The 20204-nt window shown below is 51.1% G+C and carries 15 protein-coding genes; 5 read left to right on the top strand and 10 right to left on the bottom strand.

Annotation, left to right across the window (positions count from 1 at the left end; genetic code table 11):
- Positions 1 to 111: 111 nt before the first annotated feature.
- From BUE76_RS03250 to BUE76_RS03240, 3 genes are all read left to right on the top strand, one after another.
- Entirely contained in the window at positions 112 to 624 is a 513-nt protein-coding gene (locus tag BUE76_RS03250) for a class IV adenylate cyclase (RefSeq protein WP_073045367.1), read from the top strand.
- A 141-nt stretch (positions 625 to 765) separates the two neighbouring features.
- The gene (locus tag BUE76_RS24645; RefSeq protein WP_173702655.1) at positions 766 to 1059 is read left to right on the top strand and encodes a hypothetical protein; all 294 of its coding nucleotides are present in this window, start codon (positions 766 to 768) and stop codon (positions 1057 to 1059) included.
- Between the two features lie 166 nt (positions 1060 to 1225).
- Complete coding sequence (locus tag BUE76_RS03240; protein ID WP_245798391.1) at positions 1226 to 1576, top strand: hypothetical protein; 351 nt, start codon at positions 1226 to 1228, stop codon at positions 1574 to 1576.
- Positions 1577 to 1592: 16 nt separating this feature from the next.
- Here BUE76_RS03240 and nagA read toward each other — a convergent pair whose 3' ends face one another.
- The 4 genes from nagA to BUE76_RS03220 form a co-directional block, all read right to left on the bottom strand.
- Positions 1593 to 2699 carry an N-acetylglucosamine-6-phosphate deacetylase gene (gene nagA / locus BUE76_RS03235; RefSeq protein WP_073045365.1) on the bottom strand — a complete coding sequence of 369 codons (1107 nt, stop codon included), beginning with the start codon at positions 2697 to 2699 and terminating at the stop codon, positions 1593 to 1595.
- A 278-nt stretch (positions 2700 to 2977) separates the two neighbouring features.
- Positions 2978 to 4663 carry a hypothetical protein gene (locus BUE76_RS03230; protein ID WP_073045363.1) on the bottom strand — a complete coding sequence of 562 codons (1686 nt, stop codon included), beginning with the start codon at positions 4661 to 4663 and terminating at the stop codon, positions 2978 to 2980.
- Between the two features lie 49 nt (positions 4664 to 4712).
- Positions 4713 to 5396, bottom strand: coding sequence for a response regulator transcription factor (locus tag BUE76_RS03225; RefSeq protein ID WP_073045362.1), 684 nt, complete (start codon positions 5394 to 5396; stop codon positions 4713 to 4715).
- Entirely contained in the window at positions 5393 to 6784 is a 1392-nt protein-coding gene (locus BUE76_RS03220) for a sensor histidine kinase (RefSeq protein WP_073045360.1), read from the bottom strand. Before BUE76_RS03220 ends, BUE76_RS03225 begins: the two co-directional genes overlap by 4 nt.
- 110 nt (positions 6785 to 6894) lie before the next feature.
- Between BUE76_RS03220 and BUE76_RS03215 the strand changes: the two genes are divergently transcribed.
- Both BUE76_RS03215 and BUE76_RS24410 read left to right on the top strand, forming a co-directional pair.
- Positions 6895 to 7710, top strand: a complete 816-nt coding sequence (locus BUE76_RS03215; protein ID WP_073045358.1) for a GLPGLI family protein — start codon at positions 6895 to 6897, stop codon at positions 7708 to 7710.
- Positions 7711 to 8016: 306 nt separating this feature from the next.
- A complete protein-coding gene (locus tag BUE76_RS24410) occupies positions 8017 to 8187 on the top strand; it encodes a hypothetical protein (protein WP_158069920.1) in 171 nt (56 codons plus the stop codon).
- A gap of 385 nt (positions 8188 to 8572) precedes the next feature.
- On the opposite strand, the gene BUE76_RS03210 is transcribed toward BUE76_RS24410, so the two are convergent.
- The 6 genes from BUE76_RS03210 to gcvT form a co-directional block, all read right to left on the bottom strand.
- The gene (locus tag BUE76_RS03210) at positions 8573 to 11335 is read right to left on the bottom strand and encodes an outer membrane beta-barrel protein (protein WP_073045475.1); all 2763 of its coding nucleotides are present in this window, start codon (positions 11333 to 11335) and stop codon (positions 8573 to 8575) included.
- Positions 11336 to 11726: 391 nt separating this feature from the next.
- Entirely contained in the window at positions 11727 to 12095 is a 369-nt protein-coding gene (locus BUE76_RS03205) for a hypothetical protein (RefSeq protein WP_073045355.1), read from the bottom strand.
- Positions 12096 to 12480: 385 nt separating this feature from the next.
- The gene (locus BUE76_RS03200) at positions 12481 to 13275 is read right to left on the bottom strand and encodes a TapB family protein (protein ID WP_073045352.1); all 795 of its coding nucleotides are present in this window, start codon (positions 13273 to 13275) and stop codon (positions 12481 to 12483) included.
- Between the two features lie 326 nt (positions 13276 to 13601).
- Positions 13602 to 17333 (bottom strand): DEAD/DEAH box helicase, encoded by a 3732-nt coding sequence (locus BUE76_RS03195; RefSeq protein ID WP_245798390.1) that lies wholly within the window; start codon positions 17331 to 17333, stop codon positions 13602 to 13604.
- A gap of 573 nt (positions 17334 to 17906) precedes the next feature.
- Entirely contained in the window at positions 17907 to 18641 is a 735-nt protein-coding gene (locus tag BUE76_RS03185; protein WP_073045344.1) for a 2-phosphosulfolactate phosphatase, read from the bottom strand.
- A 154-nt stretch (positions 18642 to 18795) separates the two neighbouring features.
- Positions 18796 to 19884 (bottom strand): glycine cleavage system aminomethyltransferase GcvT, encoded by a 1089-nt coding sequence (gene gcvT, locus BUE76_RS03180; protein WP_073045341.1) that lies wholly within the window; start codon positions 19882 to 19884, stop codon positions 18796 to 18798.
- Between the last annotated feature and the right edge of the window lie 320 nt (positions 19885 to 20204).

Genomic DNA, 20204 nt, shown 5'->3' with positions numbered 1-20204 from the left:
TATTGGCTATTGGCTATTGGCTATTGGCTATTGGCTATTGGCTATTGGCTATTGGCTATTGCGCAGCGCCAGTAGCTAATCATTAATCACCAATCACTAATCCCTTCCCCCATGCCCCTGAACTTTGAATTTAAAGCCCGCAGTACCCGCAACGAAGCACTGGAGCAAGCGCTCCAGGAACTGGATCCCCGTTTTGTGGGCGAAGACCACCAGACCGATACTTATTTCAACGTAGGCCATGGTCGTATGAAACTGCGCGAAGGCAATATTGAAAACACCCTGATTCACTATACCCGCAGCAATGTGGCGGGCGCCAAGCAAAGCGATGTGCTGTTGTACCACCACCAGCCACACCCCAGCCTGAAAGAAGTGCTGAGCGCCGCCCTGGGTGTAAAGGTGGTAGTGGAAAAACGCCGCCGCATCTATTTTGTAGACAATGTAAAGCTCCACTTCGACCAGGTAGCAGGCCTGGGCAGTTTTGTAGAAGTAGAAGCCATCGACAGCGACGGCAGTATTTCGCTTGAAAAGCTCCAGGAGCAATGCCGCTATTTTGCGGAGCGCTTTGGCATACAGGAAGCCGACTACCTGGCCGAGTCGTACAGCGATATGTTGCTGCAAGGCTGATGGGTTTGGGAGCAAGCAGGAAAGAAAAACTTAACCTAAACCCGGAACTTTCCTCCCCTCCATACTTTAGTCAAACAGATTATCTTTATTTTCCACTTCTGGCATGTAATTTTTACACCTAACCATCTAAAACCAATTGTCATGGAATTTTTGAACAATCTGTTGACTGCTGATACTGAAGCCCCCACTTCTTTTGCCTACGAAAACGATTTGATCGTTGCCCGCACCGGAGCCGACGATGAAGATGACGCGGAAGATGAAGACGAAGACGACATGGATTTTGATGATGAGGATGCAGACGATGAAGACCTCGATGATGTAGACATTGACGAGGCCGACCTGGAAGATGTGGATGAGGAAGACCTCGATGATGAGGACCTGGAAGACGACGACCTTCCGCTGGACGACGATGAAGACGAAGACGAGGAACTGTAAGAAGAAGTTCTACTGAAAAAGCAGGATTGCCAGGTGATAACCGCTGGCATCCTGCTTTTTTTATGCCTGCTGGCAGCAGCCTTTTTTATTAACAAGCCACAGACAACGGGCGCTCCTGCTTTATCGTCTGCATTGCGGTTCACTCCAACCAGTGCAACCGGATGCCATGAAACAACTCCTTTTACAGCGCCTGCTGAACAGAAAATCACAGCCCTTCCCTCCTGCCGCACGCCAGCAGCCTTCACTGGCGCTGTGTATTCTTATGGACCTGATTGGCTATGCTTCGTTTGCCGTGCCCCTGCTGGGCGAGGTAACCGACATTGTATGGGCGCCCATTTCGGCGGCCATCTTTATGCGGATGTTTGGTGGCGCCAAGGGCTTTTTTGGTGGCATCTTCAACTTTGTGGAAGAGCTGCTGCCCGGCCTTGACTTTATTCCCACTTTTACTATTATGTGGGCCATTACTTATTTCCGTAAGGCAAAACAGAACCGCACCATTGTGCTGAAAGCCAGGTAAACCCCGGTATGGTTGCTTATACTGCAATGGTTGCTACCAGTTGCAGGCTGGCTTCCAGTATCACAAAATTGGCTTTGCAGCCCGGTGCAATGGTGCCATATTGCCCATCAAGTTTCATAACCCTGGCGGGGTAGAGGCTGCACATGCGCAGGGCTTCCGCTACCGGAATGGCGCAGTGTTGTACCAGGTTTACAAAAGCCTTGTGCATGGTGAGTGCACTGCCGCTCAGTATCCCATTCGATTCGTACTTGTCGCCGGCCAGTTGGTGCGGGTAGCCGCCCTCGCTGGTTTCGGTAACGGCATCGGTGATGGCAAAAAGCCTGTCGCCCATCAGCTGCTTGGCGATGCGGATGGCGGCATAATCTACATGGTACCCATCGGGGATGATGCTGGCCATAGCGGAGGGGTGCAGCATCAGGGCGCCTGCCAGCCCGGGCTCGCGGTGCTGCAGGGCGCTCATGGCATTGTACATATGGGTGGCCACGCCAATGCCCTGCTCGTTGAAGGCCTGGTTGGCCTGTGCAAAGCTGGCGCTGCTGTGTCCTGCCGAAACCACCACACCATAAGATTGTACCAGTGCTATCACTTCAGGGCTGCACACTTCCGGTGCCAGCGTAATCATGGTGATCACACCTTTGCCATACTCCAACAGTGCCTTAGCCTCTTCCACAGTAGGGGCATGTACACATTGCGGCAGGTGGGCGCCCCGTTTCTCCATACTGATCCACGGCCCTTCCACATGCAGCCCGATGCACCCTTTTCCTCCCTGCTGCCAGTAGCTGCGTACCGCATCAATGGCGTGGTGAAACACCTCGGTGGTATTGGTGGCCACCGTGGGCTGGAAAAGCGGGGCGCCGCCGGCAGCGCAGTAATTGTACAAATCCTGCAGGGCATCGGCGGTTGGGTGTACCGCAAGCAGCTTTTTGTTGGCGCCGTAAATCTGGATGTCGATAAAGGCAGGTGCCAGGGTAGCACCAGGAAAATGTTGCACCGGGGTACCCGCAGGCAACCGGGTGGCAGGCAGGATGGCCTCGATGGTATCGTCGTTTACAAGCACGGCATGGCCGGATAGGAATTCTTTGCCGGTAAACAGGGTTTCGGGCAGGTAAGCAATGGTGGGCATGAAGGGAAGGTAAGGATTGTGGTGATATGTTGGGGTACCTGATAACTGCTGGAACAAGTAGGGGGAATGTGTTACTGCGGCAATACTTTCTGCGGCCCTTGCGTGAAAATTAATTCCCCCGCAGGGTAAGCATAAAATGGTGGAACGGTTGAAGGTTACAGGAAAATCCCCCGAACCCGATAGCACTTAGCTGTTGGAGGCCGCCTCTTTTCAAAGGGGGAGGCAACTGAAAGGCCGGTATCTTACACGGCGCTTTTCCAATTCAACATTCACCCTCCTCACTCATACACCCCGCTCTTCAACATCACATCCTGCATACCCTTAAAGATGGTTTTCCAGATGGTGGCGAAAAAAGATTTGGTGGAGGGCCTTGCATAGACCACTTCCCTGCCGGGACGTACCACGCCATTGGGGCCGGGATTATCGGCGTGGAGGGTGAACCGGTTGAGCAGTTTGCTCAAAAATTTCTGGGTGGTGATGGCACCGGTTTCCTCATCCACTTTGCGGAGGGCTACCGTAAGGTTCTGGTACCGCATATTCACGATGCCGCGGCCATTGTAGTTATCGCCCCGGATATTAAAATCTATGGACTGGATGGTACCGGTTTTTAATTCGGCATTGCCCAGCGGCACGGCCACCTTGTTGAGTTGCGCGGCGCTGATGTTTTGGGCCTTGCCCACAACGGCAAACTCGCCTTCGGCCGAATCGAGGAAGAACTGGAACCGGGCCTGGATGGGACAGGTTTCAAAAATGCGGGCCTGCATGGTGGCGGTACAAACGCTGTTTTGCCTGATCACCGCGGGCAGGTTGGTGATATTGCCGGCATGCACCTGCATACCGGTCAGATCGATGGTGCCCTCCTGCCCGCTTTTGGCACCCCGCTCGGTATACAGCACGGCTGCATCGGTAAACCGGAGCCCCTTTACATCAATGGCTACCGCTGCCGTCAGGAGCTTTTGGTGCGGGTAGGCGCCGTACTTGCTGTGGTATGCTCCCTGTTGGGTGCGGTCGGCATAAATCTTCAGCTCCGGCTGCAGCATCACGCCGCTATCGGCCAAAATAATATTGTTGTTGATAAACTGGTCGAGGCGCAGGTTGGTAAACCAGGCTTTTTTAAACTCCACCTCGTAGCGGCTTAACCCCTGGTTGATGCCCTTGTAAAAGTCTTCCTGCTCCAGGGTGGGCTGCAGTTTGAATTCGGAGAGCTCGAGGTAGCGGTTTTTGGATGAATAGATGATGCTTTCGGCCTTCATCTTGTACGATGAGTCGGGGGTGCGAAACTTAAGGTCGTGGAAGTTGAGGGTAACATAGCGGGCAAAACCCAGCCGGGCGGTATCGGCAGCGGCAGCCGAGTCGATCCGTATATCTTCGAAACGGGCCTCGCAGCGGTCGAACTGGAGCTTAACCGATTCGGAGGTATCGGCATTTCGGTAAAGCAGTTTTACCCCATCGAGGTTGATGCGGTCGATATGTATGCTTTTGATGGATGGCTGGATGGCTTTCCACAGGGGCAGGTTATTGCGGGGCGCCTCCTGCGGCCGCACATGCCGGGATAGCCGCACATTGGCTTCGAGCGAGCCTATTTCGGAAACCCTGATCTGTTTGCCCAGTAAAAAGCGGAACACACTTAACCCCTTGATATATCCTCGCTGCAGGTCCAGCTGCATGGTAAGCGGCGGCAGGGCCTGTGCTGCCCGCAGCTGGCGGTAGCGGTTGCTGTCCACACGTATCTGTAGATTTTCCACCGCAACGTTGCCGCCGAAAAAATTGGCGTCCAGCTTTCCCAGCTTGTAGCGGTACAAGCTATCCGAGCCCTGGATGATGAGGGTGTGGAGCCGGCTGCGGAGCAAAGGCGTTACAAACTGGTTGGCAAAATAGACGGCAATGGCAGCCAGCAGGATGGCACCCGCCACAGCTCCGGCCATGATGCGCACCCAACGGCGCTTTGTTCCCTTCACTTGCATACAGGGATGGTGAAATTGCTGTGCCACTATAGCGGCGCACCCCAAATCACTACCCTTTTACAAAACGATACCCGATGCCTTTGATGGTAATGATCTCGAGGGTGGGATCGGCACGGAGGTAGCCGCGCAGCTTGGTGATGTACACATCGAGGGTGCGGCTGTTGAAGAAGGAGTCGGAGCCCCAAAGCAGGATCAGGATATCGCGGCGCTCCACGATGTTGTTTTCCTGTTCTACCAGCAGGCGCAGCAGTTCGCTTTCGCGGTACGACAGTTTGCGCTCTTCTTCCTCGCTCGACAGGGTTTGCCGGCGGATGTTGAAGGCCAGTTTACCCAGTTGTACCTCTTCCTGCGATACCTGGGGCTGGTGTTTTCCACGCAGTACGTTTTCGATGCGCACCAGCAGTTCTTCCATGCTGAAAGGTTTGCGCACATAGTCGTTGCCGCCGATTTTAAAACCGGCCACTACATCGCGTACCTCCGACTTGGCGGTAAGAAAGATGATGGGAACGTTGTGGTCTATTTCCCTGATCTCGTCGGCAAGGGTGAAGCCGTCTTTGTTGGGCAGCATCACATCCAGCAGGCATACATCGGGTTTGTGCTGTATGAAATGGCGCACCACATCCCCTCCATCGTGCAGCATCGTTACTTCATAGCCTTTATCCTTCAGCGTGTCGCTTACAATACGGGCCATGAACACTTCGTCTTCTACATAAAGGATGTGGGGCTTGGTCATGCAGGTTTTTTGGGTAAGGTAATCACAAAACTGCTACCGCCTTCCCTACCCTGCTCGATGCGGATATTGCCTTTATGCTTTTCCACCACCTGTGCCACATAGCTAAGGCCAAGGCCATAGCCCTTGGTGTTGTGCAGGTTGCCGGTGGGCACCCGGAAGAACTTTTCGAACACCTTGCCATGGTACTCTTCGGGAATGCCAATACCGTTATCGCTTACCCGCAGTTGCACGGCATCCTGCAGGTCGGTGTTTTGAATATGAATGCGGGGTTTGCCCTGGCTGTATTTAAGAGCATTGTCCATCAGGTTGAAGATCACGCTTACCAGGTGGAGGCGGTCGCCTTCCAGGTGGGTATCACCTTCCTGGTGCATGCTTACTTCAGCACCATATTTTTCAAACTGCAGGCGCATGCTGGTATTTACTTCTTCTACCAGGTCCTGCATGTTCAGGGTTTCGTATTTCAGCTCTACTTCCTTCTTTTCAAACATCGACAACTTCAGCACCTTGTCCACCAGCAGCGAAAGCCGCTGCAGTTCGTTGTGCGAAATATCAAGGTACTCCCGGGTGCGGGTGGGGTCCATGGTAGCGTTGAAAGAGCGCAGTGCTTCGATGGCCACGCTTACGGTAGCAATAGGTGTTTTGAGCTCGTGGGTGATATTGGAGATAAACTCGTTTTTGATTTCGGCGAGTCGGCGCTGGCGCAGCAGGTTGCGGTACAGCAGGATAAAGGAAAGCAGGGTGAAGCCCACAATAAACAGGGACAAAAAGATGGGTGCCAGGATGCGGCGCAAAACATAGTCCTGTGTATTGTACACATCGATGCGGTAGGTAATGGGATGTATCAAACCCAATGTTACCTCGTTGTAAGCCTTTTGTGACTGGCGGTCGCGGAGGAAGCGCTGTACCAGGAAGGGCACTTCGATGTTTTGCTGTACCTGCTTTTCGGCAAAGGCTTTGATGATATCGGGTACCCGCACCGAATCCTGTGCGGCATCCATATCATACATCAGGCGGATCAGGCGGTTGCGGCGGGGGTTGTGCTCCCCTTCTTTTTCAAACATCCTGCCGGCGCGAACCGAGTCGTTGAACCGTTCGCGGATCACATTTACCAGGGCAATTATTTTCTGGTCTTCATCCACGGGTTTGCGCACATCCGTTTTGCCCGGAACAACAGGCACCAGGGTATCGGCTTGCGGCGGATTGAGCTTGAAGCGCGCTACCTGCAGGTCCTGCACCGTTTCGCGGAAAGCCATATTGGTACGAATCTCCAGGCTTCGTTCTTCCCTTTCGTAGGTGCTGTGCAGCCAGAACAACTGGAAGGCTGTAACGGCCACCATCGTTATACCCATCACCAGCGGAATCCATCTTGTATTGTTGTACCTGCGCATCGGAGCAAATGTATTCTAAAGCCATCCGCCAGTTTTCCCAATTAACCATTATTAACGTGATTGCGGCAAAGCTGCGGCGGCAGCAACGATAAATTTCGTAATCTTGTTTCATGACCAGAATTCTATCCTGCCTCTGTGCCCTGCTGCTGGTAGCGCCGGCTTTTGCACAAGTAAAAGAAGGCAAAGTGACTTATGAGCGTACCATTCAATTACAAATGCGCATCCAGGGCATGGATCCCAACATCGCCAACAATATGCCCCGCAGCCGCACCGACCGCTTTGAGCTGTCGTTTACACCCGGCAAACAATTGTGGGAAGCCCTCCCCGACCTGGAAGAAGGCAACGAAGGCGGCCCCGGCGGTGGCGGCTTCAGCATGCGCTTTGGCAACGACGAACTGATTTTTACCAACCTCGAAAACGGCATCGCCACTTCCAAGCAGGAGCTTGCCGGCAAGAGCTATATCGTAACCGACACGCTGAAAAAACTTTCCTGGAAACTAAGCGACGAGTCGAAGGAAATACTGGGTATGAAGGCCCGCAAAGCCACTGCTACCCGCATCGGCACCCGCTTCAACATGCAGATGGAGAATGGTGAAATGAAGCGCACGCAGGTGGCAGACACCGCTGTGATCAATGCCTGGTTTACTCCCGAAATTCCTGTGGCCGCAGGTCCCGAGTTCAGCACACAGCTGCCCGGCCTCATCCTGGAGCTGGAAATGAACAAGGGCCGCGTGGTGTACAAAGCCACCGGTATCAACCCCAAGGTAAATGTTGCCAGCATCAAGGAACCCAAGGGCGGCAAGGCCATTTCCTCTGCCGACTTTGCCGTGGAGCGCAACAAGATGTTTGAAGAAATGCGCCGCAACTTTGGCCCCGGCCGTGGCGGCCCCGGCGGTGGCAGGCAGATCGTAATCCAATCCAACTAATCCAATCGGCAGTATAGAAAAAGGGAAGCAAGTGCTTTCCTTTTTTGTGGTAGGATGGGGCGGTGGACGATGGACGATGGGCCATGGACCATGGATGACCAAACAGGAAAGCAGCAACTGCCCTGCTGAAACCCATGGTCTATTATCCATGGTCCATCGTCGGTCCTCTGCTGTCCTTCGCCCTACTTCCCCTGATAGTTATACACTTCTATTTTGTTAAATAAACAGGTTTTACACAAATACTGCCGAGGTTATCCACATATTTGGTTATATTGAATGATTACACACCAAAACATTTGGAGATCGATGAAAAACAGACAAATAACCCACGCATACAACGAAGCGAAGATTTACAAAGACTATTACCGTCCTTCTTTTAACCCGCTGCGCCTGCTGCGCTCCGTACTAACGGTATTGCTTACCGGCAATGGTGCCACCGCCCAGCAACACATACCTGGTAAAAAGAAAGGCTTATAAAGAAAGGTCCGCCACAAGCGGACCTTTTTGTTGCAGGATGTTTTTCTCACAGATGGCACAGATGACACGGATATTTTAAAATACCAGGTTGCAAGTTGCCAGTTCCCGGTTGCCAGTATTTCAAAACAGGAACAATCCAATTGAAAATGCTATAAGGAGCTAATTAGAATATGTTGCTTCTATGTTTCAACACGATAAAATTGGCCAGTGAAGTTGTCGTTTGTTGTCCGTTGTCCGTCGTCAATCTCTTCACCTTGCTATTTACCTCAACGCCTTCCCCCTATCCGTGCCATCCGTGCCACCTGTGAGAAGGAATCATAAAAAAAGTTCATAGCAGCACCGCCGCTATGAACTTCGTACTTCAAACTTCGTACTTCTAACTTCCTTACCGTCCCATCCGGATCATCTGGTTGCCACCCCTGCCACCTTGTTGTGCCGCACCAAACTTGGAAAGGTTCCAGGTAAAGGTGAGCATGAAGTAACGCTGCAGCACGGTGTTCTGCACGTCTTCGATGTAGTTGTCGGCAATATTGCGGTTGATGCTGCGGTTCTGCTTCAGGATGTCGAACACGGTCAGCTTCAGCTCGCCGCGCTTGTTCTTGAACATCTGGTGGGCAAAGGAAGCATTCCACAACAGGAAGCTCTGGTTGAAACCTGCAGTCAGACCTGTTGTAGCAGTATAATCCACATCGGTAGACAACACAAAGTTTCTCGGGAAAATATAGCTCACATCGGCCGATGCCAGGTAGCGGTAATAGGTATTGTTCTGGCGGGCATTGAGGGTATTGCGGGCACGGTTATACGAAACACCACCGCTGATACCCAGGTCCAGTTTCTCCTTGTAGTTATAGTTTACGCGTACATTCTCGCCAATCACCAGGTTATTGGTATAGTTCTTCACACCATCTGCCAGGCTCACGTCGCGGTTCAGGTTGAAATTGGTAGTGGTATTGATGTTGCCGCCCTTTTGCTTGCTGATGGGCACCCCGAAATCAACCACACCGCTCATGTTGTAAGCGCCATCGGCATTCACGGGGCGATTCAACTGCACACCCTTGCCCAGCTGGGTTACACTGTTCACGATCTTATTGTAGGTATTGCCAAAGGTAAACCGCGTAAACAGGTTGCGGAAGCGCATCATGTTAAACGAGTTGTACATCAGCGTAAAGTTGTTGCTGTACTCCTGCCTCAGTGCAGGATTACCTTCTGTTTGGTACAGCGGGTTGCTCACGTCGCGGATGGGCTGCAGCTGTGTGGCACTGGGCTGGTTGGTGCGGCCGCGGTAATCGAAACGCAGGTTCTTGCTGCGTGCAAAGCGGTAGTTGAACGAACCGGTAGGAAACAGGTTGTTGAAGGTCTGGCGGATGATGGCGCCTTTCGACAGGTTGTTGCTACTCAGTTCCAGCTGCTGCACGGCCATACCCATCTGGTAGTTGTATTTCTTTTTCACCACACGCAGGTTGGCACCCAAACGGTTGCTTTCGTTGTTGTTGCGGAAGCGGTTTGTTTGCAACTGGTTTACCAGGTCGTACTCGCCGGTGAAATTATTGTAATCGTACACACTGCGGTCGTTGCTGTTGCTGTTGTTGTTGTACGCATAGTTCAGCTCCAGCACCTTGTCGCGACCAATGGGTTCGGTATAAGAAGCCGACAGGCCATAGTTGTTGGTACCATTTACGGTGCGGTTGATTTGTTGCACCAGGCTGTCCTTGGTTTTGATACCCTGGGTATAAAAACCAAACTTGGAATCGGTGAGTCCGTCCCGGTCGCTGTTGTTCCAGGTATTGGACAGGTTGATGCTGAAGGTGCGGCCACGCACCCGGAAACGGTGGCGGAACAAAAGGTTATTGCCCCAGTTGCTGCCATTGCCTTCGTTGTGGATGCTGGACGTATTGTCGTTGAGGCGGTATTCCTGGGTGCCTTTTTGTGCAAAGGTTTGGGTACCGGTAAAGCGATCGTTTTCACTGTGCTGGATCGATACGTTGGGGGTATATATTACGGAGTTGAACGAATCGATCTGGTAGGTAAGCCGCATGTTGAGGCGGTGGTTGCTACTGCTGTTATCGTTTACGCTGCGCTGATTCCGGTTGAGCGTGGAGTCGGTAAAGAAGGTCTGGCGATAAGAGGAACTGGTATTGTTGGTATTGCTGTTATTGAAGAAGTACGAACCGGTCACTTCTGTTTTCTTACCCCAAAGGTCGCTGTAGTTGAGACCCGCATTGGTGTTGCGGGTGATGCCCGGAGCTGAAGCAGCTGAATTGTTGTTGCCGCCGCCACCAACACCTACACCGGTGATATCACCCTGGGTAAAACCAATGCTGTTGATATTATTGGAGCGGGCCACCAGCGACAGTTTGGATGATCCTTTGAAATAGGACACCGATGCATTGGATTCATAACGCCCATCGGTACCCACACCGGCGCCTACACGACCAAACAGTCCTTTCTTCTTATCCTTTTTCAACTTCAGGTTGATGGTGCGGGTACGGTTGCCATCGTCCACACCGCTGAAGCGGCTTTGCTCGCTTTGCTCTTCATACACTTCCACCTGGTCAATCATATCAGCGGTCAGGTTCTTGGTAGCCATCTTTGGGTCATTGCCAAAGAACTCTTTCCCGTCCACATATATCTTCTGAACGTTCTCACCTTGGGTTTTAACGGTACCATCGCGTTCTACCTGTACGCCGGGCAGCTTTTTCAGCAGGTCTTCCACGGTGGCGTTGGGCTTGGTTTTAAAAGCGCCTGCATTATAAGCCAGCGTATCGCCCTTGATTTGTACCGGCGGTGTGCTGTTGAGGATCACCTCTTTCATTGCCTTATACTCCTGGTCGGCTTTGATGGAACCGAAGTCCACCACGGGCTTGTCGGTGGTAATGCCAAAAGCCTTCAGGATGTTGGGATAGCCCTGGTAAGAGATCATCAGCACATAGCTGCCGGTGTCCAGGTTCTTGATTTCAAAAAACCCACTGTTGGAAGTAAGCGCAAAAGAGATCAGTGAAGAATCTTTGGCAGTGACTACCGAAACGGTAGCATCGTTGAGGCCTTCTTTAGAGGTAGAGTCGATTACAGAACCGCGTACGCCTCCAGGTTTTTGGGCTTGCGCAGCAAGGGAGCAAAACAAGGATAAGAACAATAAAAAACGATACATAAGCAGGTTATTGGCTACGAAGATATTCGGAGGGTTGCAGAAGTGGCGGTTAAAAAAGGTTAACCGGTCCATTGCCGGATATTTTGATAACCCAAGTTCTGGTACCCGCTTCCTGGTTTCCATACCTGTATTCATGACATAGCTAAATGGTTCAACCTTCGTAAGGGTATTAAAAACATAAGGAGGGAAATTCCCTCCTTATGTTTTTACACCAATTATTGCTGTACCCAAAACCGATGTAATTGTGTTTGGATACTACTCTCTTAAAAGGTCTGCAAGCAATAACTAAAAAATGCACTTGAAGTGTCTGGTTGATACTGCGTGGTATCCTCTTGAAAAATGTAATAGCAAACAATCAATACCGAAGGAGCATACAGCAATGCTAAGGAGCTTACTGAATAACGAATATTCCGCCACTCAATACACCAACAACTACTTGTGTTTCGTCAATGATGTCAGCATTCCGCAACAGGTTGGTCAGGATTTCTGAATTGTTGCTGGCAATAGGGCTGTTGTTTAAGACATTGTTCAATGCCGTTATTTCAATATCACTGAGCACATCTCCTACATCAACCAAATCCTCTAATGTGATATCGCCAACATTCACTGCTACAGCTCCTACATTCACATTGATCAATCCACGAACAACCTGTCCAACATTTGTCCCCTGATTGCTTTGGGCTTGCACGCCGTTCATTGCAGGGGCAAGTACAAATAGCGCCATCACTGAAAATGCAATCGCTAAAATCTTCGTTTTCATACTATGGTTTTTATATGGTTAACAATGCTTTCTCTTGGAAAGCTTACCATACTGAAACCAAGTACAATGCCACAACACATTGAAAATCAATGCAGCCTCTACCGTATAAAAGATATATGATTTCCTAACGTATAGCATCTACTTAAAAAGGCAGCTTTATAAATATAGATTGCCGTTATTCAAGAAACGGTGTTATAACCCTGAATCAATGCTATGAAAAAACCTTTTTATGAAGGCTACCGGGTTACGTTCACTTGATAAAATGGGAATTTATTGCATTGCGCAATACAAGGTTTGTGCTTACGGGTATTACTTGCCATTGCTTTAAAATCAAACAGGCACCTTACGGGGTGCCTGTTCTTTTGATCAACGAAAGCCCAACGATTTATTTGCCGGTAACACCAATCAGTGTGGTGATACTGGTATTGGTTCCTTCTTTTTCCTCGCTCTTCACCAGGCCAATGCCTTTGGCAAACCACTGGGTGATGAGGGTTTCCGATTCGTTACCACCAACGGGCATCTCCAGGGTCATAGTGGCCTTGTACTGCACCTTCATGGTGTTTTTGAAGGTGCCTGCCGGTGTGGTTACATCTTCAAAGCCCACAACCTTGCCATCCGAAAAACCGAAGTACATATCCATGCGCATGGTTTCATCTTCTTCCTCGTCGTGGATGTTGAGACCCATGTGCATGGGATCGGAAAATTCAAGCGCCTGGTTTACCTGCGGGTTGGCAGGCAGCTTTTGCTGCAGCGGCAAACCGGTAAGTTCAAAATCCGATACGGTAGGATCATCCTTCATCGCTTCGATGATGTCGGCCAGTTCGGCAGGCACGGTGCTCACCAGGGTAAAGCTGTTGCCCTTGGCATACACAAAAGGATTGATGGAGGTACCGTCTGCAAATGCATTGCGGTAGTTGTACACCTTGCCGTCGGCAGAGTCCTTCTGGCCGGTAACAGTGAGGGTGTAGTTTTCGGTTTCGCCCCCGTCTACCGACTGATACTGCAGTGCCATATTGGTTTTGGCAGCATAGTAGCTTTCGTTTTGCGGTTGTGGGTTGGGGTTAGGGATGTCCTTGTCGTCTTTCTTACACGCGGTAAACAGGATGCCCAGGGCCAGTGCGCCTAGGCCTTTGCGAACGATGGAGGAGGTTTGAAAAGCAGCAGCTTTGGTTGCAGTCATTTGTTGCATTGCAGTTTGGTTTTAATGGTTAAGGGTGAAATGTTTGATTGCGAGGCAAAGATGTATGCACATTTATGTCCATACAACACAAACAGTGATGAACGGGGCAAATGCACTGGTGATATGGGATTTAAAATGGGTGAAGTGATGAGTGGTAGCGATGATGGCGAAAGCTGTCGGTTTTTTCTTTGGCGGCAAAAACCTATAAGGTTTTTGAAACCTTATAGGTTTTGAGCGGGCATAAAAAAACCTTCAAGGTTTTAGAAACCTTGAAGGTTTATGGACAGATCTTCCATCTCTTAAAGAGATGGAAGATCTAAGATTGGTTAACTAAACAGGTACTCCACATCTTCCCTGGTGAGGGTCTTCACGAAGGATGCATCATCGGCAATCAGGTCTTTTGCCAGCAGGCGCTTACGCTCCTGCAGCTGCATGATCTTGTCTTCAATGGTATCCTTACAAATCATGCGGTAGGCAAAGATGTTTTTCGTTTGCCCGATACGGTGTGTACGGTCGATGGCCTGCTGCTCCACGGCGGGGTTCCACCAAGGATCAACGATGTACACGTAATCGGCGGCGGTAAGGTTCAAACCCACCCCGCCGGCTTTGAGCGAAATGAGGAAGACCCGCACTTCGTCATCGCCCTGGAAACTGCGAATGGCTTTCTCACGGTCGGGAGCCGTGGTGCTGCCATCAAAGTATTCGTACTTGATGCCGAGGCTATCCAGCTTTTCGCGGATCAGGCCCAGCATACCCAGGAACTGTGAGAAGATAAGCGCCTTGTGGTCGCCCATATTTTCCGATATCTCCCTTGCCAGTTCATCGAGCTTGATGGAGTGGTTCTCATAGCGGTCCTGCTCATTGAGGATGGCAGGCGAGTCGCAAATCTGGCGCAGCTTCATCAGGCCCTGCAGGATGGTGAGCTGCGATTTGTGGATACCCTGTTCTTCAATGGTACCCATGATGCGGCTGCGGTAGTCGTTGCGGTAGGCATCGTAAATGCGGCGCTGCTCCTTATCCATTTCGCACCACAGCACCATCTCCGTTTTTTCGGGCAGGTCTTTGGCCACCTGCTCCTTTGTACGGCGCAGGATGAAAGGATAGAGCAGTTTGCGCAGGTGGTCTTTTTGCTCGGGCTCGCCAAACTTGTCGATGGGAATGGCAAACTCCTGCCTGAAGAACTCCATCGATCCCAACATGCCGGGGTTGAGGAAGTTCATCTGCGCATAGATGTCAAAAGTATTGTTCTGCAATGGCGTACCGCTCATGCAGATACGGGTCTTGGCATTGAGCAGGGCCACAGCCTTGGTTACTTTCGACGCTGGGTTCTTGATGGCCTGGCTTTCATCAAGTACTACGGCATCAAAAGGCGTGGCCACAAACAACTTGATATCGCTGCGCAAAGTGCCATAGGTGGTGATCACCACGTTGTGGTTTTGCAAAGCTTCCAGTGTGCGGCTGCGCAAGGGGCCGTGGTGGATATAATAAGTCAGGTTGGGCGTGAACTTGCGCATCTCATTTTCCCAGTTGTAGATGAGCGTGGTGGGACAAACCACAAGGGCACGCAGTTGGCCGTCCTGGTCATCATGGTAGTGTTGTAAAAACGAGAGGGCCTGTATGGTTTTACCCAAACCCATGTCGTCGGCAAGGATACCGCCCCAGCCCACTTCGCGGAGGTAGTTGAGCCATTGGAAACCCGCCACCTGGTAGGGCCTTAATATAGGCTGCAGGTGATCAGGGGCCGGCAATTCCTTGATGTCGTGGAAGTCGCGGATGCGTTCGTATTTTTCTTCCAGCTGTATGGTCAGTTCCTCCTCATCGCGGTTCTCATACAGCTCGTCGATCACGCTGAGGTGGTAGCGCGACAGCTTCAGGGCATTGCCCTTGCCTTCGCCCACACGGAACAACAGGGAATATTTTTTCAGCCAGTCTTCAGGCAGGATACCCAAAGTGCCGTCATTCAGTTGTACAAACTGTTGTTTGTTGGCCAGCGCCTTTTTGATTTCGGCTATGCTTACCCGCTGGTCGCCAAACACAATGTCCACTTTGGCATCGAACCAGTCGGTATGACTGCTGATGTAAATGCTGGTTGTGGGCTTGGCAGTATTAAAGCGGAAGTTCTTGAGCGACTCGAAACCAAACACCGGGGTCTTCTGCTCCTTCATGGTATCCACGAAGAGGAAGAACCAGTTGTTCTTGAGCACGTCGCTGCCTTTCAACGCCAGCGAAGCTCCATCTTCAAACTCCACGAAGTTGGAGTGCAGGGTACGCAGGCGGTTCATAAAAGCCTGCTCGGCATCTCTGTTGCGGTGTACCACCAGCACCTTCTCGCCTACGGGCACCACCAGTTCATCGCGGTCCTTGGGCTTGGTATCAAAACCCTTGTAGTTGAATACCGGTTGGAATACCAGGTACTCGCCTTTTTCCTGCAGGTACAGCCGCACTTCGGGTTCACCGTCCTTTACTTCCGAAATCAGTTCGCGGCCAAAGTCAACTTTGTAGTCGCGTGCCAGCGGCAGCACCTCTTTCTCCAGCAATTCGGGCCACTCGTCGGCAGGCACCCGCCTGATGCCGCTGCCATACTTCATGGCAGTGGTGGCAGCATCGGTATTGTCCCAGAGGTATACCTGGTGATTGTATAAAAAGAACAGAGGCGTAGGCGCTTCATTGTCCTCAAGGCCGTATCCTACAGCATCGGGTTTTACAAAGCATTCCACCACAAATTCGTTGGCTTCTTTAGCTACCGAAAACTGGGGTTGCAGGTTGCTGCTGTTGTACTCCAGCTTTTGCAGGTTGCTGGTTTTGAAGCCCTGCCCTTTGGGCAAAACAAAAAGGGATTGCTCCTGTTCGGCGCAGATCTTTTTCAGCTTGGGAACAAAGTATTCCAGTATCAGGGTCTTTGTTTCCTCGGGCAGCTCGTCGCCTTCCTGGTGTACGATGTTTTCCCAGAAACCCGAGAAGGGCGAGTTGCGGTTGATGTATTTATTTACCTCGCTGTCCTGCAGTTTGCGCACGGCGCTCACCAGGGTGCGGCCCCGCTCGTCGTACTGATCCAGGTCGATATACTTGCCCAGCTCCAGCTTTTGCGCTGGTCCAAGGAAATTAAATCCTTCGTCCATTTCGCCATCCACCAGGTCGATAGAGAAGAATGGATAAGCAGGTTTGTTGAGGTTGAACACCACGCCCAGCTGGCGCGATGCGGTAGCCACTTCTTTTTGCACGGCCACAGGTGCCACAGGCACCGGCGCTTCCACTTTGCGGTAGGAGGTTAATGGGCTTGGCGAAGTGATGCGCTTGATGCTGGTATCCAGCACGCGCAGGAAGGGCTTGCCTTCTTTATAGTTGAATTCGAACTTGCCGCTCAGGTCGTCTTTCAACGAGTAGCCGTAGGCTTCCAGCAGCTTGTTCTTTTCTTTATCCCAGTTGCGGATGGTATCGAAATAATGGGCGCCTTCTTTTTGCAAGAGGTACAAAAACACGATGATCTTGGGCAGGCAGAGCGGGTGCTCTTCATCCACATAATCCGATGATGTATCGAAGTTGCGCTCCTCGTTGCGCCGCAGGATCACGTAATAGGTTTCGCCGTTGATGGTTACATGTGCTTTTACGGTCTCTTCCTTGGCGCTTTCAATTACCGGCTTATTGGTTTTCAGAAAGGTGTCGGCATCGTGCATCACCTCGGGCGAGCAGAGCATGCGCAGGGTTTTCAGCTCGATGCTCTTCATCTTGGCCACGGTGTGGTGCTGGTCGTAGGCTGCATCGGCGGTGTCGAGCATGCCCTTGTCGATCATTTCCTGCAGGCGCATCAGGCCGGCCACTTCGTGGCGGCAGATCTCGCCCAGGTTGTAGGGGCAGGCGCAGCGCACTGATACCGACCGGGCATCTTTGTACTGGCCAATATGTACCTTATAAAAAGTTCCGTAATTGTCATCTTTTACCCGGAAAACCGCGTTGCCGAAAAGGGGGTCGTGCTCCACCAGGTCAACAAAGCCCATGGCGTGGATCTTCTTGCCCCTGCGGATCACTTCATCGGTTCCCTGGGTATAGATGTACTTCAACAAATGTGGTAAAGCCAAACGATGTTCTATTTAGGGTGTTCTTGCTTCCTGTTTTTTGCCTTTGGTGTTCACGGTTAAAAGGCATGACCTTACCGCTAAAAAAGCCGCAAAATTTACGCATAAATGCGCAAAGGGAAACTATGAACATGTGCAGGTGTGTAAGAAATGTTGTTTTTACGTTTTATAAAAACAGGTTACCGCCATGCCAAAGCTCCCCCGGTGCGGCCAGGGCAATTTGCAAAAGTAAACGAAAGATGGGCAGAAAAACTTGAAGGAAAATTCAAATTTGTTCGAAATCTGTTGTACGGGGAGGGAAGACAGGTTCCAGGTATCCTGCCAGCAGGCATTACCCAATTGAAGTGGTGTAATACCCATTTCAATTGGGTAATGCTATTATATAGAAACCTTTCCTGCCGAACTTGTTTCGGCATGACAGGTTTCTATTGTACAAACCGAATTACCTAATTGAAAATAGTATAATGCACAACCGTACAGCAAGTATGTTTATAAAAAAGGAGCGGCAGTGCACCACTCCTTCTTGTATTCATCATTAACTTTTTAAGCGTTCAAGGCCTAACCTGCAAAGGGCACCAGGCGTGCATCCTGGTAATAAGGCAGGATATTCGCCAGGTCGGGGGTAAGGCAGTGACGAATGTCACGCTCCAGCCCAAAGCCCATCAGGCGGTGGTAGTGGGAGGCTTCATTGTGTTGCATAAAGCCAAAGAGGTCGTCTTGCGCCAGCTCGTACAGGTTACGGGCCATACCCGAAGCATCACAGTTGACGTGGAAATGTTCACGGATGCGACTTACCACGGCGCCTGCAAACAAGGTGTCTTCCAGGTTCACACGGTCTTTCCAGCCGGCACATCCCAGGATCACGTTTTTCTTTTGTGCCACCAGGTGGTCGCACACAGCCGACAGGTTGAGGAAGGCGCCGGTGATGATTTCCCTGGCGCCCCTGTTGAGTGCCATGTGCAGCAGCTTGGTGCCGTTGGTGGTGGTAAGCACCAGGGTGCGTCCCTGTACAAACTCGCGGGGATACTCGAAAGAGGAATTGCCGTACTGCAGGCCGGGGGCTATCTGCCCGTCGCGTTCGCCTGCAGTAATGCAATCGATCTCGCGGCCGTACTGGATACAGCGCTCCACGCTGTCCACCGGGATGATCTGCCGGGCACCATTGTACAGAGCCGTGGCAATGGTACTGGTAGCACGCAGCACATCAATCACTACCACCACTGTGTCGGTGATATCATAGAGGTGCAGCAGCGCGGGTGAAAGACAGGTGTATAGGGAAGGTTTCTTGCTCATAAGGTCAAAATAATGTGCTAATGTGATAATTGGCTAATGTGCTATTGACGTTTTAAGGCTTATGCAGTGGCAAAATAAAGGTTCCGGCTAAAGAGGTATACAAATATGTGGCGGCATACCCTTTAGCATATTAGCTAATTAGCACATTAGCCAATTAACTAAAGGGGAACTTCACCACTTTAGCAGCCAGCTGCTTATCGCGCACTTTTACATAAATAGTGCTGTCTAGGTCGGCGAAATCGGTTTGTACATAACCCATGCCAATGGCTTTGCCGAGGCTGGGACTTTGGGTACCCGAGGTTACATAACCAATGGCCTGGCCAGCAGCGTTTACAATTTCGTAGCCATGGCGGGGAATGCCTTTGTCTACCATTTCAAAACCTACCAGCCTGCGTTGTAAGCCTGCTTCCTTTTGTTGCTGCAGGATTGGCTTGGCGGTAAAATCGGGTTTGTTGAACTTGGTGATCCAGCCCAGGCCAGCTTCCAGTGGCGAGGTAGTATCATCAATATCATTGCCATAGAGGCAGTAGCCCATTTCCAGGCGCAAAGTATCGCGGGCACCAAGACCAATGGGCTTCAGGCCCTGGGGTGCGCCTACTTCAAAGATGGCGTCCCAGATTTTATCGGCGGCGCCGTCCTGATCTTCAAAATATATTTCCACGCCGCCGGCACCAGTATAACCCGTGGCCGAAACCAGTACATTTTTTATACCGGCAAAAGTGCCTTTTACAAAAGTGTAGTACTTCAGGTTGAGGATATCCATATCGGTAAGGGCCTGGAGGATCTTTGTGGCGTTTGGGCCCTGAACCGCCAGCAGGCAGGTCTTCTCCGATACGTTGTGCATTTCCACTCCGGCAGTATTGTGCTGTACAAACCAGTTCCAGTCTTTTTCAATATTGGAGGCGTTCACCACAATCATGTACACCTTGTTTTCTTCCACGCAGTATACCAACAGGTCGTCGATGATGCCGCCCTGTTCGTTGGTAAGACAGCTGTACTGCGCCTTGCCCGCGGTGAGCTTGGAAGCATCGTTGGAAGTGATGCGCTGGATCAGGTCGAGGGCGCCCTCGCCTTTGAGGATGAACTCGCCCATATGGCTTACATCAAATACGCCGGCAGCCTTGCGCACGGTAGCGTGTTCGTCGTTGATGCCGGTATAAGAAATGGGCATATTGTATCCTGCAAAAGGAGCCATCTTGGCGCCCATGGCAATATGCTTATGGGTGAACGGTGTGTTCTTCATGTAAATGATTTGATGCGCAAAAGTAACCGCAGAATTGTTTGATTGGAAAAGATTAGCAGGAACCGGTGAGGGAAAGGTTTTTAGAAGGATTGATAGGAAATCGGTGGTGGGTTGGATTTAACAAGGGTGATGGCTGTTGGCTACAAGTTGCAACACATCTTTTTTTGAGCAAACCTTCAAGGTTTTGATTGCCGGAGTTGAACTGCGCTGTGTTATAGACCTATAAGGTTTTAAAAACCTTATAGGTCTTTGGAAGGAACCGCAGATTGATAGGATCGGGAATGACTTAGGAGAACCGGTGAACGCGGTACAGACCTTCA

The organism is Cnuella takakiae (assembly GCF_001953305.1).
Classification (GTDB): Bacteria; Bacteroidota; Bacteroidia; order Chitinophagales; family Chitinophagaceae; genus Flavisolibacter; species Flavisolibacter takakiae.
Note: the sequence above shows the minus strand (reverse complement) of the source record. Positions and strands in the feature narration are given on the sequence as shown.

What these genes read in the sequence shown, in the direction of transcription:
- BUE76_RS03240 (WP_245798391.1), top strand. Translation starts at nt 1,226, where the DNA reads ATGAAACAACTCCTTTTACAGCGCCTGCTGAACAGAAAATCACAGCCC.
- BUE76_RS03250 (WP_073045367.1), top strand. Translation starts at nt 112, where the DNA reads ATGCCCCTGAACTTTGAATTTAAAGCCCGCAGTACCCGCAACGAAGCA.
- BUE76_RS03220 (WP_073045360.1), bottom strand. Translation starts at nt 6,784, where the DNA reads ATGCGCAGGTACAACAATACAAGATGGATTCCGCTGGTGATGGGTATA.
- BUE76_RS03205 (WP_073045355.1), bottom strand. Translation starts at nt 12,095, where the DNA reads ATGAAAACGAAGATTTTAGCGATTGCATTTTCAGTGATGGCGCTATTT.
- BUE76_RS03230 (WP_073045363.1), bottom strand. Translation starts at nt 4,663, where the DNA reads ATGCAAGTGAAGGGAACAAAGCGCCGTTGGGTGCGCATCATGGCCGGA.
- BUE76_RS24645 (WP_173702655.1), top strand. Translation starts at nt 766, where the DNA reads ATGGAATTTTTGAACAATCTGTTGACTGCTGATACTGAAGCCCCCACT.
- nagA (WP_073045365.1), bottom strand. Translation starts at nt 2,699, where the DNA reads ATGCCCACCATTGCTTACCTGCCCGAAACCCTGTTTACCGGCAAAGAA.
- gcvT (WP_073045341.1), bottom strand. Translation starts at nt 19,884, where the DNA reads ATGAAGAACACACCGTTCACCCATAAGCATATTGCCATGGGCGCCAAG.
- BUE76_RS03225 (WP_073045362.1), bottom strand. Translation starts at nt 5,396, where the DNA reads ATGACCAAGCCCCACATCCTTTATGTAGAAGACGAAGTGTTCATGGCC.
- BUE76_RS03215 (WP_073045358.1), top strand. Translation starts at nt 6,895, where the DNA reads ATGACCAGAATTCTATCCTGCCTCTGTGCCCTGCTGCTGGTAGCGCCG.
- BUE76_RS03200 (WP_073045352.1), bottom strand. Translation starts at nt 13,275, where the DNA reads ATGACTGCAACCAAAGCTGCTGCTTTTCAAACCTCCTCCATCGTTCGC.
- BUE76_RS03185 (WP_073045344.1), bottom strand. Translation starts at nt 18,641, where the DNA reads ATGAGCAAGAAACCTTCCCTATACACCTGTCTTTCACCCGCGCTGCTG.
- BUE76_RS24410 (WP_158069920.1), top strand. Translation starts at nt 8,017, where the DNA reads ATGAAAAACAGACAAATAACCCACGCATACAACGAAGCGAAGATTTAC.
- BUE76_RS03210 (WP_073045475.1), bottom strand. Translation starts at nt 11,335, where the DNA reads ATGTATCGTTTTTTATTGTTCTTATCCTTGTTTTGCTCCCTTGCTGCG.